General features: G+C 59.8%; 14 protein-coding genes. 10 read left to right on the top strand and 4 right to left on the bottom strand.

The features are described from left to right. Window positions 1-27: 27 nt before the first annotated feature. Window positions 28-390, bottom strand: a complete 363-nt coding sequence (locus tag CGA22_RS08835; RefSeq protein WP_041020838.1) for an ArsC family reductase — start codon at window positions 388-390, stop codon at window positions 28-30. A gap of 632 nt (window positions 391-1,022) precedes the next feature. On the opposite strand from CGA22_RS08835, the gene CGA22_RS08830 reads away from it, so the two are divergent. Then, on the top strand, window positions 1,023-1,382 hold the full coding sequence (locus CGA22_RS08830; RefSeq protein ID WP_041020837.1) for a DUF6124 family protein: 360 nt from the start codon (window positions 1,023-1,025) through the stop codon (window positions 1,380-1,382). A 290-nt stretch (window positions 1,383-1,672) separates the two neighbouring features. Here the strand turns inward: CGA22_RS08830 and dapC are convergent, their stop codons facing one another. The 3 genes from dapC to map all read right to left on the bottom strand — a co-directional run bounded on the left by dapC (window position 1,673) and on the right by map (window position 6,534). Beyond that, window positions 1,673-2,872, bottom strand: a complete 1,200-nt coding sequence (gene dapC, locus CGA22_RS08825; RefSeq protein ID WP_041020836.1) for a succinyldiaminopimelate transaminase — start codon at window positions 2,870-2,872, stop codon at window positions 1,673-1,675. Window positions 2,873-3,000: 128 nt separating this feature from the next. Continuing rightward, window positions 3,001-5,703, bottom strand: a complete 2,703-nt coding sequence (locus CGA22_RS08820) for a [protein-PII] uridylyltransferase (protein WP_041021817.1) — start codon at window positions 5,701-5,703, stop codon at window positions 3,001-3,003. Window positions 5,704-5,751: 48 nt separating this feature from the next. After that, window positions 5,752-6,534 carry a type I methionyl aminopeptidase gene (gene map / locus CGA22_RS08815; protein WP_139647348.1) on the bottom strand — a complete coding sequence of 261 codons (783 nt, stop codon included), beginning with the start codon at window positions 6,532-6,534 and terminating at the stop codon, window positions 5,752-5,754. A 430-nt stretch (window positions 6,535-6,964) separates the two neighbouring features. Here map and rpsB point away from each other — a divergent pair, with 430 nt between their 5' ends. From rpsB to bamA, 9 genes are all read left to right on the top strand, one after another. Beyond that, window positions 6,965-7,702 (top strand): 30S ribosomal protein S2, encoded by a 738-nt coding sequence (gene rpsB / locus CGA22_RS08810; protein WP_033034560.1) that lies wholly within the window; start codon window positions 6,965-6,967, stop codon window positions 7,700-7,702. A 194-nt stretch (window positions 7,703-7,896) separates the two neighbouring features. Continuing rightward, the gene (tsf, locus tag CGA22_RS08805; RefSeq protein WP_041021815.1) at window positions 7,897-8,763 is read left to right on the top strand and encodes a translation elongation factor Ts; all 867 of its coding nucleotides are present in this window, start codon (window positions 7,897-7,899) and stop codon (window positions 8,761-8,763) included. A gap of 211 nt (window positions 8,764-8,974) precedes the next feature. Next, complete coding sequence (gene pyrH / locus CGA22_RS08800; protein ID WP_003198235.1) at window positions 8,975-9,718, top strand: UMP kinase; 744 nt, start codon at window positions 8,975-8,977, stop codon at window positions 9,716-9,718. Further along, complete coding sequence (frr, locus tag CGA22_RS08795) at window positions 9,715-10,272, top strand: ribosome recycling factor (RefSeq protein WP_041021814.1); 558 nt, start codon at window positions 9,715-9,717, stop codon at window positions 10,270-10,272. Before pyrH ends, frr begins: the two co-directional genes overlap by 4 nt. Before the next feature lie 13 nt (window positions 10,273-10,285). Next, entirely contained in the window at window positions 10,286-11,041 is a 756-nt protein-coding gene (gene uppS / locus CGA22_RS08790) for a polyprenyl diphosphate synthase (protein WP_024779014.1), read from the top strand. Then, window positions 11,041-11,847 carry a phosphatidate cytidylyltransferase gene (locus tag CGA22_RS08785; protein WP_041021813.1) on the top strand — a complete coding sequence of 269 codons (807 nt, stop codon included), beginning with the start codon at window positions 11,041-11,043 and terminating at the stop codon, window positions 11,845-11,847. Before uppS ends, CGA22_RS08785 begins: the two co-directional genes overlap by 1 nt. Beyond that, window positions 11,844-13,034 carry a 1-deoxy-D-xylulose-5-phosphate reductoisomerase gene (ispC, locus tag CGA22_RS08780; protein WP_041021812.1) on the top strand — a complete coding sequence of 397 codons (1,191 nt, stop codon included), beginning with the start codon at window positions 11,844-11,846 and terminating at the stop codon, window positions 13,032-13,034. Before CGA22_RS08785 ends, ispC begins: the two co-directional genes overlap by 4 nt. Window positions 13,035-13,086: 52 nt before the next feature. Further along, the gene (gene rseP, locus CGA22_RS08775; protein ID WP_041021811.1) at window positions 13,087-14,439 is read left to right on the top strand and encodes a sigma E protease regulator RseP; all 1,353 of its coding nucleotides are present in this window, start codon (window positions 13,087-13,089) and stop codon (window positions 14,437-14,439) included. A 74-nt stretch (window positions 14,440-14,513) separates the two neighbouring features. Continuing rightward, the gene (gene bamA, locus CGA22_RS08770; RefSeq protein ID WP_041021810.1) at window positions 14,514-16,889 is read left to right on the top strand and encodes an outer membrane protein assembly factor BamA; all 2,376 of its coding nucleotides are present in this window, start codon (window positions 14,514-14,516) and stop codon (window positions 16,887-16,889) included. Window positions 16,890-16,923: the final 34 nt, after the last annotated feature.

Here is a 16,923-nt window from a genome sequence, read left to right as displayed (position 1 = left end):
TACCTCAACAAAATGGACTGGGCAGGCTTACTTGATTTCTGCCGCGTAGATATCAGGCTTGAAGCCAATCAGGGTACGGTCACCGAGATCGAGCACCGGGCGCTTGATCATCGAGGGTTGGGCGAGCATCAGTTCGATGGCTTTCGACTGGTCGAGATCGGCTTTGCGTTCGTCGTCGAGCTTGCGAAAGGTCGTACCGGCACGGTTCAACACCACTTGCCAGCCATGCTCGTCGCACCATTGGGTCAGGTGCTCACGGTCGATGCCGGCGGTCTTGTAATCGTGAAAGTCGTAGCGCACAGCGTGGTCATCGAGCCAGGTGCGCGCCTTTTTCATGGTGTCGCAGGCTTTGATGCCGAAAAGGTGCAACGTTTTGCTTGAATCGGTCAAGGAACTGCCCCCTTTGCAGGTGCCGGAAATAAAAGGTGAAGGATTATGCCATGACCGGACGGTTTCGCGACTGCTCAGGGTGATTTGCGGTCTTTCAGGGTGGAGGTGGGTCTTTATGATTGTGTGAAACATCGCCTTGCTTGGGAGGCAATCCTTGATTTTCCTAAAAAGCAAAGCCGCCCGGAGGCGGCTTCCAATCGATATGCAGATGAGCTTGCTTCGCCCTTTCCGCGCCGCTGGATCAACCTCGATAGGGACCCAGACTCCTGCCAGCTCTCGCTGGTGACGGGGTCGATTATGGCTAGCGGCGATAGCGAATTCAAACCAGCTTGAACTCTCGTCACAGGGTTGAATGAGATCTGTAGGTATACAAAGTAAGCAAAATCAAGGCTTTGGCGTTCGCGGTACGTTTTATGTCTTTTCTTGTCTGAGCAGACAGATAGTCGTCTGTCAGACGCACCGAAGTTTCCGACGAGTTTTTAAGGTTGTCCGTCGGAAGCGAGGGCTCTAGCCTCTGGGTGTCGCTGTCAATTCAGCGACCGGACGTGAGAATCCGAACTTTCCCTAGGAGCACATACTTCTGCGCTATTAAGTGCAGGGTTTCCAATACTTCAGCTCTAGGTAGCGGTTTCATGACCAAAGAATCTCAAACCTCACCCAAACCTGCCTCCACGTTCCCCTACGGCGACTACGCCCCTGAAAAGCTGCAAGAAGCTGCTGATCGTGCGCTGGATCATTACCTCAAGCCTGATGACAGCGAGTCAGACCCCAAGCCCTCAGTACAGCTATTCACGGTGGCTGACGGTATCGACACCGAAGTGTTGCTGGCCAATCTCAGCGAAACCCTGGCGTCTGCCAATGCAATGCTCAATGACCTTGCCTTCGATCAGGACGGCTCGCGACGACATGTAGCATTGGGAGTGGCCCAGATGATTGAGCTGGGGATGTTGTTGGCGAACAAGTGCCTGGATCGGGTAGAACTTCGGACTTGATGTAATAGTGCCGACCATATCGCGAGCAAGCTTTGCTCCCACAGTATCCGGTATCGATCACAGGTTGTGTGAGCCCCACAAGTCCACTGTGGGAGCAAAGCTTGCTCGCGATAAATCGAAAGGCAAACACAAAAATACCTGTGAAGCGCTGGACCTGTGGCGAGGGGATTTATCCCCGTTGGGCTGCGCAGCAACCCTAAAGCAGTGAACTCAATCGTTCTGGCACACCGAGTTGTCTGTTTTGGGGGCCGCTGCGCAGCCCAGCGGGGATAAATCCCCTCGCCACAACATCACCCGCGACGCTGGATGAACGCCCGGATCCGTTCCGCCGCTTCCACGCACTCGGCCAACGGTGCAACCAGGGCCATGCGCACGCGGCCGGCGCCCGGGTTGACGCCATCGACTTCGCGGGACAGGTAGGAGCCCGGCACCACGGTCACGTGTTCCTGTTCGAACAGGTCCCGGCAGAAGGCTGCGTCGTCGCCCGCCACGTTTGGCCACAGGTAGAAGCTGCCATCGGGGCGTTGCACGTCCAGCACCGGGCTGAGGATGTCCAGCACGGCGTCGAACTTCTCCCGGTACAGCGTCCGGTTGGCCCGTACGTGTTCTTCGTCGTTCCACGCGGCGATGCTCGCCAGTTGGGTCTGCACCGGCATCGCACAGCCGTGATAGGTGCGATACAGCAGGAAACCCTTGAGGATGTCCGCATCGCCCGCCACGAAACCGGAGCGCAGGCCCGGCAGGTTGGAGCGCTTGGACAGGCTGTGGAACACCACGCAGCGCTTGAAGTCCTGGCGGCCAAGTTCGACGCAGGCACTGAGCAGGCCCGGTGGCGGGGTCTGTTCGTCGAAGTACAGTTCGCTGTAGCACTCGTCGGCGGCGATCACGAAGTCGTGCTCATCGGCCAGGGCAATGAGTTTCTTCAGCACCTCCACCGGGATCAGGGCGCCGGTCGGGTTGCCAGGGGAGCACAGGAACAGGATCTGGCAGCGTTTCCAGATGTCCGCCGAAACAGCGTCGAAATCCGGGTTGAAGCCGTTCTCGTCCAGGCACGGCAGGTAGTGCGGCTTGGCCCCGGCCAGGAACGCCGCGCCTTCGTAGATCTGATAGAAGGGGTTCGGGCTGACCACCAGCGCATCGTCGCCACGGTTGACCACGGTCTGGGTGAAGGCGAACAGTGCCTCCCGGGTGCCATTGACCGGCAACACATGACGCGCCGGGTCGAGCCAGCCATTCGGTACGCTGAAGCGTCGCTCGCACCAGCTGGCGATGGCTTCCCGCAGGGCCGGGATACCCAACGTGGTCGGATAGACGGCCATCTGGTCCAGGTTGCCGGCCAGGGCTTCGGCGACAAAACCGGGTGAACGGTGCTTGGGTTCACCGATGGACAACGCAATCGGCCGCTTGTCCGGGTTGGGCGTGACGCTGCCCAGCAGGGCGCGGAGCTTTTCGAACGGGTAGGGCTGCAACTGGTTCAGAGCGTTGTTCATGGGGGCCTCGTTCAATGTGGGACTGTGGGAGCGAGCCTGCTCGCGATAGCGGTAGGGCAGGCGATCTCAATGCTGAATGTCGCGCCGCCATCGCGAGCAGGCTCGCTCCCACAGGGGAATTCATGGGGTCAGATGTTGATGCGTGTCAGGTTGGTATCGGGTTCCTGGTTGACGCTCAAATGCTGGACGATCGCATCCTGCAGGCGACTGCACAGCAGGGGATCGGACAGCGGCTGGTTCTGCGCGTCGGTGATGAAGAAGACGTCTTCCACCCGCTCGCCAAGGGTGGCGATCTTGGCGTTTTGCAGCGACAGGTCGAACTCCAGGAAAATATGCCCGATCCGTGCCAGCAGGCCGGGGCGGTCCGGGGCGCTGAGCTCCAGTACCGTGATCTGGCGCTGGGCATCGTTGTGGATCGTCACCTGCGGAGCGAACGCGAAGTGCTTGAGCTGGCGCGGCACTCTCCGCTGGATGATGGTCGGGTAGTCGGCCGGGTTGCGCAGGGCGTTGGTGAGACCATCGCGAATCTGCTTGACCCGTTTTGGATTGTCACCAATCGAATCGCCTTCGGTGTCGAGCACGATATAGGTGTCGAGGGTGAACTGGCTGCTGGAGGTGATGATCCGGGCATCGTGGATGTTGAGGTTGAGCTGGTCCATCGCGGCCACGGTCACGGCGAAGAAGTCGTGTTGGTCCGGCGCGTAGATGAAGATCTGCGTGCCGCCTTCGAACTCGCGTTGCGTGGTTTCCTTGATCAATACCAGCGGCCCGCCATCGGCCGGTTGCTGCAGGATCGCGTCGCTGTGCCAGGCCACATCGCCGGCGGTGTGACGCAGGAAATAATCATCGCCCAGTTGCGACCAGAGCTGTTCGACGTCGTCCGGGTCGGTGCCACCGCGCACCAGGATATCCAGGGCAGCGCTTTGGGTGCGACGGATCTGCTCTTCACGGTCTACCGGGTTTTCCAGGCCACGGCGCAAGGCCCGCTTGGTCTCTGTGTACAGCTGGCGCAACAGGCTTGCGCGCCAGGAGTTCCACAGGGTCGGGTTGGTAGCGTTGATATCGGCCACCGTCAGCACGTAGAGGTAATCCAGACGGGTTTCATCGCCGACGATCTGAGCGAAGTCGTGGATCACCTGCGGATCGGACAGATCCTTGCGTTGGGCGGTGGTCGACATCACCAGGTGATTCTGCACCAGCCAGACAATCAACCGGCTGTCCCAGATGGGCAACTGGTGCCGCTGGCAAAACGCCTCGGCATCCATCGCGCCGACTTCCGAGTGGTCGCCCTGGCGACCTTTGCCAATGTCGTGGTACAGCCCGGCCATATAGATCAGTTCAGGCTTGGGCAACTTGCCCATGAGCTTGCTGGCCAACGGAAATTTTTCCGACACCTGGGTGTACTGAAGCTTACGCAGGTGCTTGATCAGGTTCAGGGTGTGGGCATCGACGGTATAGATATGGAACAGGTCGTGCTGCATCTGCCCGACGATGAAGCCGAACTCCGGCAGGTAACGCCCCAGGATCCCGTAGCGGTTCATGCGCCGCAGGTTGCGGTGCACGCCGATCTTGCACTTGAACAGTTCGATGAACAGGCTGGTGTTGCGGATGTCGTGGCGGAAGTCGTCGTCGATCAGGTGACGGTTTTCCCGCAGCAGGCGAATGGTATCGGCGCGTACACCCTTGATTTCCGGCTGCTGGGCCATCAGCACGAAGATTTCGAGCATGGCGAAGGGCGTTCGACGGAACACATTGGCATTGCGTGCTTCGATGTACCCATCGTGCAACTGGAACCGGGAGTTGATCGGCTGTGGCGGCGCCGTATCTTCCGGTGCGAGGATGACTTCCTCGAAATGCTGGATGATCAGTTCGCTGAGCTGGGCAATGCTCATCACCACCCGATAGTACTGCTGCATGAAGTTTTCGATGGACTGCTTGGCATCCTGCCCTTCGAAACCCAGCAGGCCCGCGATGGAGCGCTGGTGATCGAACAGCAAGCGGTCTTCGGAACGTCCGGCGAGCATGTGCAGGGCGTAGCGGACCTTCCACAAAAACTCCTGGGACGAAGCCAGCAAGGCGTTTTCGCTCTCCACCAGGAAACCTTCCCCGGCCAGGTTCCGAAGGTTCAGCGTACCGTACTGACGACGGGCGACCCACAGAATCGTCTGGATGTCCCGCAGCCCACCGGGTGAGCCTTTGACGTTGGGCTCCAGGTTGTATTCGGTGTCGTTGTATTTGTGGTGGCGCGCCTTCTGCTCGGCGCGCTTGGCCAGGAAGAAGTCCTTGCTCGGCCACATGTGCGCCGTGCTGGTCACCTCGAGCATGCGCTGGCGCAACCGCTCGGGGCCGGCGACGGTGCGACTTTCCATCAGGTTGGTCACCACCGTCAGGTCGGCGCGGGCTTCATCGGCGCATTCCTGCACCGAGCGTACGCTCTGGCCGACTTCCAGGCCGATGTCCCACAGCAGCGTCAGGAAGCGCTCGATGGAGTCGCGAAAGATCTCGTGATCGGCGCTGTCCAGCAGGATCAGCAGGTCGATGTCGGAGTAGGGGTGCAGCTCGCCACGCCCGTAGCCGCCCACCGCCACCAGGGCGATGTCGGCATCCAGGCTCCAGTCGAATTGCTCCCAGGCCTTCTGCAGGATGTTGTCGACGAACCAGGCGCGGTCTTCGATCAGCCGACGGATATCCCGGCCATCGCGAAAGCGCTGGTCGAGTACTTCGTGGGCCTGGCGGATCGCCTTCTTGAAGGCCGAGATGGGGCTTGCCTTCAGGGCCAGTTCAGCCTGGAACTGGCCACGGTCGAAGAGTTCTGGATCCACCTGCGGCATCGAATGGCTTTCCTTTCTATCTATCTATAGCTGTGCGCTGTATTGGGCTCAGGCGGAAACGCGAGGGATGGTGTCGTCGCTGCGCAGGGTAAAGATTTCGTACCCGGTCTCGGTCACCAGCAGGGTGTGCTCCCATTGGGCCGACAGCTTGCGGTCCTTGGTGATGGCGGTCCAGCCGTCGCCCAGGACCTTGGTGTCGGCGCGCCCCTGGTTGATCATCGGCTCGATGGTGAAGGTCATGCCCGCCTGGAGCTCCATGCCGGTGCCGGCACGGCCGTAGTGCAGGATCTGCGGTTCTTCGTGGAAGACCTTGCCAATGCCGTGGCCGCAGAATTCACGCACCACCGAAAAGCCGTTCTTCTGCGCATGCTTCTGGATCACTTCGCCGATGTCTCCCAGGCGGCAGCCCGGTTTCACCAGTTCGATGGCCATGTACATGCATTCCTGGGTGACCTTCGACAGGCGCTGGGCCCACTCCGGCACGTTGCCGACATGGAACATGCGGCTGGTGTCGCCGTGATAGCCGTCCTTGATCACGGTGACATCAATGTTCAGCGTGTCGCCGTCCTTCAGCGGTTTCTCGTTGGGAATGCCGTGGCAGACCACGTGGTTGATCGAGGTGCAGATCGACTTCGGGAAGCCCTTGTAGTTGAGCGGCGCGGGGATGGCCTTCTGCTCGTTGACGATGAAGTCGTGGCAGATGCGGTCCAGCTCTTCGGTGGTCACGCCTGGCTTGACATAGTCGGCGATCATTTCCAGCACGTCGGCGGCGAGTTTGCCGGCAACACGCATTTTTGCGATGTCCTCGGCAGTCTTGAGGGTAACGGTCATACAGGCTCTCTTTGCGCCCGACGGCGCTGTCCAAAACGAAATGGGCGGCGGATGATGACCAGCGCGGCCCTGAAAACGCGATTCTAACAGACGAACAGTACAAAGAGCTCCCCAGGCCGAACTCAGTGGAGAGGGGAAGGGGGTGGGAGCAAAGCTTGCTCGCGACCCAGGCGACTCGATTTCTGAAGGACCGCATAGGCTTCATCGCGGACAAGCCTTGCTCCCACAATCCCCTTGCCACAGGTTTTCAGAATCCGTATTCCGTTTTCGCCCTTGCTGTGGTATAAAATGCGCCGCTTTCCGGGGATGACCCCGTGAGCTTAAATCCACACACGTGTCGACACGATGACCTGGGTGCCTTCGGCTTATATAGCCGCTGGTTGGTCATTGGGATACGTGGAGGCCAAACCCGACTTATCAAGGAACTATCATGTCCCAAGTCAACATGCGCGATATGCTGAAGGCCGGTGTGCACTTCGGTCACCAGACCCGTTACTGGAACCCGAAAATGGGCAAGTACATTTTCGGCGCGCGTAACAAGATCCACATCATCAACCTTGAAAAAACCCTGCCGATGTTCAACGAAGCACTGACCTTCGTAGAGCGCCTGGCCCAGGGCAAAAACAAGATTCTGTTCGTCGGCACCAAGCGTTCCGCTGGCAAGATCGTTGCTGAAGAAGCAGCACGTTGCGGTTCGCCGTACGTCGATCACCGCTGGTTGGGCGGCATGCTGACCAACTTCAAGACCATCCGCGCTTCCATCAAGCGTCTGCGTGATCTTGAAGTCCAGTCCGAAGACGGCACTTTCGCCAAGCTGACCAAGAAAGAAGCGCTGATGCGCACTCGCGATCTTGAGAAGCTGGACCGCTCCCTGGGCGGTATCAAGGACATGGGCGGTCTGCCTGACGCACTGTTCGTGATCGACGTTGACCACGAGCGCATCGCGATCACCGAAGCCAACAAGCTGGGTATCCCGGTCATCGGCGTTGTCGATACCAACAGCAGCCCGGAAGGCGTTGACTACATCATCCCAGGCAACGATGACGCCATCCGCGCCATCCAGCTGTACATGGGTTCGATGGCTGACGCTGTTATCCGTGGTCGCAACAACGTTCAAGGCGGCACCGAAGTCTTCGCTGAAGAAGCTCCGGCAGCAGCCGCTGAGTAATTGACGCCCTGGCGTTGACTCAGTAAGCAAAAAGGGGGCTTGGCCCCCTTTTTGCCACCTCGAAAACCATTTGTCGCCAGCGCAGCTACCTGTTTGTAATCTGCCGCGGTCTATAAGCAATGGTTTTTCAGGAAGAATTGATCGCCCGTTCGATCGGGTGGAATGGTTGAAAACCTATCCAAGAGGATTTTGAAATGGCAGAGATTACTGCAGCGTTGGTCAAAGAACTGCGCGAGCGTACCGGCGAAGGCATGATGGACTGCAAGAAAGCCTTGACCAAGGCTGGCGGCGACATCGAGAAAGCCATTGATGACATGCGTGCTTCGGGCGCCATCAAGGCTGCCAAGAAGGCTGGCAACGTTGCCGCTGAAGGCGCCATCGCCATCAAGGACGACGGCAAGGCCGCCGTGCTGCTGGAAGTCAACTCCCAGACCGACTTCCTGGCTCTGCAGGACGACTTCAAGGCATTCGTCGCTGCCAGCGTCGAAAAAGCATTCGCTGACAAACTGACCGACGCAGCTCCGCTGATCGAGGCTCAGGAACAAGCGCGCCTGGTACTGGTTGGCAAGACCGGCGAGAACGTCAACATTCGTCGTCTGGTTCGCGTTGAAGGTGACGTGGTGGGTACCTACCTGCACGGCAACAAGATCGGCGTGGCTGTTGTCCTCAAGGGCGGCGACACCGAGCTGGCGAAAGACATCGCCATGCACGTAGCAGCGACCAACCCTGAGTTCCTGCTGCCTTCGGACGTTTCGGCTGAAGCGATCGAGCGCGAAAAAGGCGTTTTCCTGCAGTTGAACGAAGAGAAGCTCAAGGGCAAGCCTGCCGACATCGCCGAGAAGATGGTGGCCGGTCGTATCTCCAAGTTCCTGGCCGAAGCCAGCCTGGTTGAGCAGGCGTTCGTCAAGAACCCTGAAGTCAAGGTCGGTGACCTGGCGAAGAAAGCCGGTGCTGAAATCGTTTCCTTCACCTACTTCAAAGTAGGCGATGGCATCGAGAAGCCGGTCGACAACTTCGCTGAAGAAGTTGCCGCCCAGGTAGCAGCTGCCAGCAAGCAATAAGACAGGTTTTTACAACTGTCGCCCAGAAGAGGCTGCCCGCTCACGCGCGCAGCCTCTTTTCGGATAAGGATGCCGATTTTTATTGGTTTCCTGTCGGAACTGGCTTACAAAGCCGTGTTCCGATGGCGCTGTGTCAGCGTCACGCTAGAGTGAGAGCAGGCTGCAAACAGTCTGCCAAGAATTTTCAAATACGCCGCAGGAGAGATTCGCAATGGCTCAGCAGGGCAGTGGTTATCAGGCTCGCTATAAACGCATTCTACTCAAGCTTAGCGGCGAGGCCCTGATGGGCTCGGAAGAGTTCGGGATCGATCCGAAGGTGCTGGACCGCATGGCCCTCGAAGTGGGTCAGTTGGTTGGGATCGGCGTTCAGGTCGGCCTGGTCATCGGCGGCGGCAACCTGTTCCGTGGTGCGGCGCTGAGCGCGGCCGGCATGGATCGGGTCACGGGCGACCACATGGGCATGCTGGCCACTGTGATGAACGCCCTGGCTATGCGCGACGCCTTGGAGCGTGCCAATATCTCGGCCATCGTGATGTCGGCCATTTCCATGGTTGGCGTGACCGATCACTACGATCGCCGCAAAGCCATGCGCCACCTCAACTCCAAGGAAGTGGTGATTTTTGCCGCTGGTACCGGTAATCCGTTCTTCACCACGGATTCGGCGGCCTGCCTGCGAGCGATCGAAATCGACGCCGATGTCGTGCTCAAGGCAACCAAGGTCGATGGTGTCTACACCGCCGACCCGTTCAAGGATCCGCATGCCGAGAAGTTCGATCATCTGACCTACGATGAAGTGCTGGATCGCAAGCTGGGGGTCATGGACCTGACGGCTATCTGCCTGTGCCGCGACCACAAGATGCCGCTGCGCGTCTTCAACATGAACAAGCCCGGTGCCCTGTTGAATATCGTGCATGGCGGCGCCGAAGGAACCCTGATCGAGGAAGTTCAACAATGATCAACGAAATCAAGAAAGACGCCCAGGCGCGTATGCAGAAATCCCTGGAGTCCCTGAGTCACGCCTTTGGCCAGATCCGTACCGGCAAGGCGCACCCGAGCATCCTGGGCAGCGTGATGGTTCCTTACTATGGCACCGACACGCCTATCAGCGGCGTTGCCAACATCACCGTGAAGGATTCGCGGACCCTGCAAGTCGTGGCCTTCGAGCGCAACATGCTCGCGGCGGTCGACAAAGCGATCCAGAGCGCCGGCCTGAACCTCAATCCGACCAACCTGGGCGAATTGTTGCTGATCTCCATGCCTGCCCTGACCGAGGAAACCCGCAAGGGCTTTACCAAACAGGCGCGCAGCGCCGCCGAGGATGCTCGGGTTGCCGTGCGCAACATCCGACGCGACGCTCTGGGTGAGCTGAAGAAGCTGGTCAAGGACAAGGAAATCAGCGAAGACGAAGAGCGTCGCGCAGCGGCCGAGATACAGAAACTGACTGACAAGGCAGAGGCTGATATCGATGCGGCCACCAAGCAAAAAGAAGCGGACCTGATGGCCGTATAAGGGTCTCGTTTTCATGGATAAGACCAAGCAGGCTGCGTCGTTCGCGGTGCCGCGCCACGTAGCGATCATCATGGACGGCAACAATCGCTGGGCCAAGAAGCGCTTCATGCCCGGTGTCGCCGGGCATAAGGCGGGCGTCGACGCGGTTCGCGCGGTCATCGAGGTGTGCGCCGAGGCGGGCGTCGAGGTGCTGACCTTGTTCGCTTTCTCCAGCGAAAACTGGCAGCGTCCGGCCGACGAGGTCAGTGCCTTGATGGAGTTGTTCCTCAAGGCCCTGCGTCGTGAGGCCAAGCGCCTCAACGAGAACAGTATCAGCCTGCGCATCATCGGTGATCGCTCGCGCTTTCATCCGGAATTGCAGGCTGCGATGCGCGAGGCCGAGGCCGCGACGGCCGGCGCCGACCGTTTTGTCCTGCAGATCGCCGCCAATTACGGCGGTCAGTGGGACATTGCCCAGGCAGCCCAGCGGTTGGCGCGGGAAGTCCAGGCCGGTCACTTGCGGCCGGAAGACATCACGCCTGAACTGCTGCAGACCTGCCTGGCCACGGGTGACCTGCCGCTGCCGGATCTGTGTATCCGCACCGGCGGCGAACATCGCATCAGCAATTTTCTCCTTTGGCAGCTGGCGTATGCCGAGCTGTACTTCTCCGACCTGTTCTGGCCGGACTTCAAACACGAAGCCATGCGCGTTGCGCTGGCTGATTTCGCTTCCCGTCAGCGTCGTTTCGGTAAAACGAGCGAGCAGATCGAAGCTGGAGCCCGGGTTTAATGCTCAAACAACGAATCATCACTGCACTGATCCTATTGCCCATCGCCCTGTGCGGGTTCTTCCTGCTTGACGGTGCGGGCTTCGCCCTGTTCATCGGGCTGGTCGTGACGCTGGGGGCTTGGGAATGGGCGCGGCTGGCCGGCTTTGCCGCGCAATCGGCCCGTGTGACCTACGCCGCCGTCGTGGCGGCCATGCTGTTCGTCATGTACGTGGTGCCCGGTATTGCGCCCTGGGTGCTGGGGGCTTCGGTGCTTTGGTGGGCGACGGCGACCTTTCTGGTGTTGACCTACCCTCGCACGACCCATCATTGGGCCAATGCCGCGACCAAACTGATGATCGGTCTGTTGATCCTGCTGCCGGCCTGGCAGGGCCTCATCTGGATCAAGCAAGGCGCACTGGGCAACTGGCAGATCATGGCCGTGATGGTGCTGGTCTGGGGTGCCGATGTCGGGGCCTACTTCTCCGGCAAGGCATTCGGCAAGCGCAAGCTTGCGCCTCAAGTCAGTCCTGGCAAGAGCTGGGAAGGGGTCTACGGTGGCCTGGCCTTGAGCCTGGTGATTACGACTGTCGTTGGTGTCATGCGGGAATGGACCGCCGGCCAATTGCTGATCGGCCTGTTTGGCGCCGCCCTGATTGTCTTCGTCTCGGTAGTCGGGGACCTGACCGAAAGCATGTTCAAGCGCCAGTCCGGAATCAAGGACAGTAGCAATCTGTTGCCTGGCCATGGCGGCGTGCTGGATCGCATCGACAGCCTCACCGCTGCGGTCCCGATCTTCGCGGTGCTGCTGTGGATGGCGGCGTCGTGAGTCGTCCTCAGCAGATCACTGTCCTGGGCGCTACCGGCTCGATCGGCCTGAGTACCTTGGATGTCATCGGCCGGCACCCGGAGCGTTACCAGGTGTTCGCCCTCAGCGGCTTTACACGCCTGAGCGAGCTGCTGGCGTTGTGCATCCGTCACACCCCGCGGTTTGCCGTGGTGCCCGAGGTTGGCGCGGCACGGGCGCTGCAGGACGACCTGCGTGCCACTGGCCTGCAAACCCGCGTGCTGGTGGGCGAGGAGGGCCTGTGCGAAGTGGCCTCCGACCCTGAGGTCGATGCGGTGATGGCGGCGATTGTCGGTGCTGCGGGCCTGCGCCCGACGCTGGCTGCGGTGGAGGCCGGCAAGAAGATCCTGTTGGCCAACAAGGAAGCGCTGGTCATGTCCGGCGCGTTGTTCATGCAGGCTGTAGGCAAAAGTGGTTCGGTGCTGCTGCCGATCGATAGCGAACACAATGCGATCTTTCAATGCATGCCGCGGGATTTTTCCCGTGGCCTGGGTGCTGTGGGTGTCCGGCGGATCTTGCTGACGGCTTCCGGCGGTCCGTTCCGGCAGACGCCGCTGTCAGAATTGGAACATGTTTCACCCGAACAGGCCTGTGCTCATCCGAACTGGTCCATGGGGCGCAAGATTTCCGTGGATTCGGCCAGCATGATGAACAAGGGGCTTGAGCTGATCGAGGCCTGCTGGCTTTTCGATGCCAGGCCGTCCCAGGTCGAGGTGGTGATCCATCCGCAGAGCGTGATCCACTCGCTGGTGGACTATGTAGACGGTTCAGTGCTGGCCCAATTGGGTAATCCGGACATGCGCACGCCCATCGCCAACGCACTGGCCTGGCCGGATCGAATCGATTCGGGTGTGGCGCCGCTGGACTTGTTCGCTATCGCCCGCCTGGACTTCCAGGCCCCCGATGAACAACGCTTCCCTTGCCTGCGCCTGGCGCGGCAGGCGGCCGAGGCGGGCAACAGTGCCCCGGCCATGTTGAACGCTGCCAATGAGGTGGCGGTGGCCGCGTTTCTTGATGGACGTGTCCGTTACCTCGAGATCGCGAGTATCATCGAGGAAGTCTTGAATCTCGAGGCCGTGGTTGCCCTCGATGATCTCGACGCAGTATTCACCGTGGATGCCCGGGCCCGCGAGCTGGCGGGGCAATGGTTGAAGCGCCACGGACGCTGAGGCTGCGGTACGTTAGCCGGGGTTGCCCTGGACAGGATTGCGGAGAAAACAGATGAGCGCGCTCTATATGATTGTCGGCACCCTGGTTGCGTTGGGTGTGCTGGTCACTTTTCACGAATTCGGTCATTTCTGGGTCGCCCGTCGCTGTGGCGTGAAGGTCCTGCGTTTTTCCGTCGGCTTTGGCATGCCCTTGCTGCGCTGGCATGACAAGACGGGCACCGAATTCGTCGTGGCCGCCATCCCGCTGGGCGGCTACGTGAAAATGCTCGACGAGCGTGAAGGCGAAGTGCCCGCCGATCAGCTCGATCAATCCTTCAATCGCAAGACTGTCCGGCAGCGCATCGCCATCGTGGCGGCGGGGCCGATCGCCAATTTCCTGCTGGCCATGGTGTTCTTCTGGGCGCTGGCCATGCTGGGGAGTGAGCAGGTACGTCCTGTCATTGGCGCGGTCGAGGCCGGCAGCGTTGCGGCCCGGGCCGGATTGAGCGCCGGTGAGGAAATCGTCGCCATCGATGGCGAGCCGACTTCCGGCTGGGCTGCCGTCAACCTGCAACTCGTGCGTCGCCTGGGCGAGAGCGGTTCGTTGCAGTTGATGGTGCGCGAGCAGGGCTCGACAACGGATTCTCCGCGGGAACTGGTGCTGGATAACTGGCTCAAGGGGGCCGATGAGCCGGATCCTATCCATTCCCTGGGCATCCGCCCCTGGCGTCCGGCACTGCCGCCGGTGTTGGCCGAGCTCGATCCGAAGGGACCGGCCCAGGCCGCCGGGCTGAAGACCGGCGATCGCCTGTTGGCCCTCGATGGTCAATCGGTCACTGACTGGCAGCAGGTGGTCGACGCGGTTCGTGTACGTCCTGATACCAAAATTGTGCTGCGCGTCGAGCGCGACGGTGCTCCAATCGACGTTCCGGTGACCCTGGCTGCCCGTGGCGAGAGCAAGACGCCGGCGGGTTACCTGGGGGCGGGCGTCAAGGCTGTCGATTGGCCACCGGACATGATCCGCGAGGTCAGTTTTGGCCCGGTTGCGGCGATTGGCGAGGGTGCGCGTCGTACCTGGACCATGAGTGTCCTGACCCTCGACTCACTGAAGAAAATGTTGTTCGGCGAGCTCTCGGTAAAAAACTTGAGTGGACCGATAACCATTGCTAAAGTGGCGGGCGCTTCTGCCCAGTCGGGCGTTGCTGATTTCCTGAATTTCCTTGCTTATCTGAGCATTAGCCTGGGGGTTCTGAATTTGTTGCCCATCCCGGTACTGGATGGGGGGCATCTGCTGTTCTATCTGATCGAGTGGGCGCGTGGTCGTCCCTTGTCGGATCGGGTTCAAGGTTGGGGGATACAGATCGGTATCAGCTTGGTGGTCGGGGTGATGTTGCTTGCCTTGGTCAACGATCTGGGTCGTCTGTAACGCTTCGCTGAATTGCGAATCTGCCGCATTTTGCGGCAGTTTGTTTATTGCCAGTTGGAATAAGAAAGGACTTCATGAAACGTCTGCTGCTAACCGCGGTGTTTACCGTGTTGATGATCGCCGAAGTTCACGCCGAGTCCTTCACTATCTCTGATATTCGTGTCAACGGCCTCCAGCGGGTTTCCGCAGGTAGCGTCTTTGGTGCCTTGCCGTTGAACGTCGGCGAGCAGGCGGATGATCGGCGCCTGGTGGAGTCCACTCGTGCGCTGTTCAAGACCGGTTTCTTTCAGGATATCCAGCTGGGCCGTGACGGTAACGTCCTGGTCATTACGGTCGTCGAGCGGCCGTCGGTCGCCAGCATCGAGATCGAAGGCAACAAGGCGATCTCCACTGAAGACCTGATGAAAGGCCTTAAGCAGTCCGGCCTGGCCGAAGGCGAGATCTTCCAGCGCGCGACCCTCGAAGGTGTACGTAACGAGCTGCAGCGCCAGTACGTCGCCCAGGGTCGCTACTCGGCTACCGTCGACACCGAAGTGGTGCCGCAGCCACGCAACCGTGTGGGCCTGAAGGTCAACATCAACGAAGGCACCGTGGCGGCCATCCAGCACATCAACGTGGTGGGCAACACGGTTTTCCCCGACGAAGACCTGATCGACCTGTTCGAACTCAAGACCACCAACTGGCTGTCGTTCTTCAAGAACGATGACAAGTACGCCCGTGAAAAACTCTCCGGTGACCTGGAGCGCCTGCGTTCCTACTACCTGGACCGTGGCTACATCAACATGGACATCGCTTCGACCCAGGTGTCCATTACCCCGGACAAGAAACACGTCTACATCACCGTCAACGTCAACGAAGGCGAGAAGTACACGGTTCGCGACGTCAAGCTCAGCGGTGACCTGAAGGTACCTGAAGATCAGGTCAAGTCGTTGTTGCTGGTACAGAAAGGCCAGGTGTTCTCGCGCAAGCTGATGACCACCACGTCCGAACTGATCACCCGCCGCCTGGGTAACGAAGGCTATACCTTCGCCAACGTCAACGGCGTGCCGCAGCCACACGATGAAGACCACACCGTCGACATCACCTTCGCCGTGGACCCGGGCAAGCGTGCCTACGTCAATCGCATCAACTTCCGTGGCAACACCAAGTCCGAGGACGAGGTGCTGCGTCGTGAAATGCGCCAGATGGAAGGTGGCTGGGCTTCGACCTATCTGATCGACCAGTCCAAAACCCGCCTGGAGCGCCTGGGCTTCTTCAAGGAAGTCAACGTCGAGACCCCGGCGGTACCGGGCGTCGATGACCAGGTCGATGTGAACTATAGCGTCGAAGAGCAGGCCTCCGGCTCGATCACCGCCAGTGTCGGTTTTGCCCAGAGCGCGGGCCTGATCCTCGGTGGCTCGATCACCCAGAACAACTTCCTGGGTACCGGTAACAAGGTCAGCATCGGCCTGACCCGCAGCCAATACCAGACTCGTTACAATTTTGGTTTCGTGGACCCCTACTGGACTGCCGACGGTGTGAGCCTGGGCTACAACGCCTTCTATCGCACTACCGACTATGACGAGCTCGACTCTGATATCTCCAGCTATGCGGTGGACAGCTATGGTGTCGGCGCCAACATCGGTTATCCGATCAGCGAGACCTCGCGCCTGACGTTCGGTCTGACTGCCCAGCAGGACAAGATCAACACCGGTAGATACACCGTCGACGAGATCTTCGATTTCGTTAACAAGGAAGGCGACAGCTACCTCAACTTCAAGGCGTCTGCCGGCTGGTCCGAGTCGACCCTGAACAAGGGCGTGCTGGCGACGCGCGGTCATTCCCAGAGCCTGGTTCTGGAAACCACCACGCCTGGCAGTGACCTGTCGTTCTTCAAGCTCGATTATCGCGGCCAGCTGTTCCAGCCGTTGACCGACACCTACACCATGCGCCTGCATACCGAACTGGGTTATGGTGATGGCTACGGGTCGACCGATGGCCTGCCGTTCTACGAGAACTATTACGCAGGTGGTTTCAACTCGGTACGTGGCTTCAAGGACAGTACGCTGGGGCCGCGCAGTACTCCGAGCAAGGGCACCAACCCGGGTACCATCCTCGACCCGGATCAGGATCCGCTGCCATTCGGTGGCAACGTACTCATCCAGGGTGGTCTTGAAGTCCTGTTCCCGATGCCGTTCGTCAAGGATCAGCGCTCGCTGCGGACCTCGGTATTCTGGGACGTGGGTAACGTCTTCGACTCCAAGTGCAGCGACACCACCAATTCCAATGGCACCAAGTCCAACACTCAGTGCAACGACATCAGCCTCAGCAACATGGCCAGTTCCGTTGGTGTAGGCGTGACCTGGGTTACCGCGCTCGGTCCTTTGAGCTTCGCGTTGGCGATGCCGATCAAGAAACCGGATGACGCTGATACCCAAGTGTTTCAATTCTCCCTCGGCCAGACGTTCTAAGCGTCTGACCCAAGATAACGACAATGGATTTTGT

Origin of the sequence: Pseudomonas sp. PSB18 (assembly GCF_014596565.1) — a bacterium.
In the GTDB taxonomy this organism is placed as follows: Bacteria; Pseudomonadota; Gammaproteobacteria; order Pseudomonadales; family Pseudomonadaceae; genus Aquipseudomonas.
This window is presented reverse-complemented; position numbering and strand designations above follow the sequence as displayed.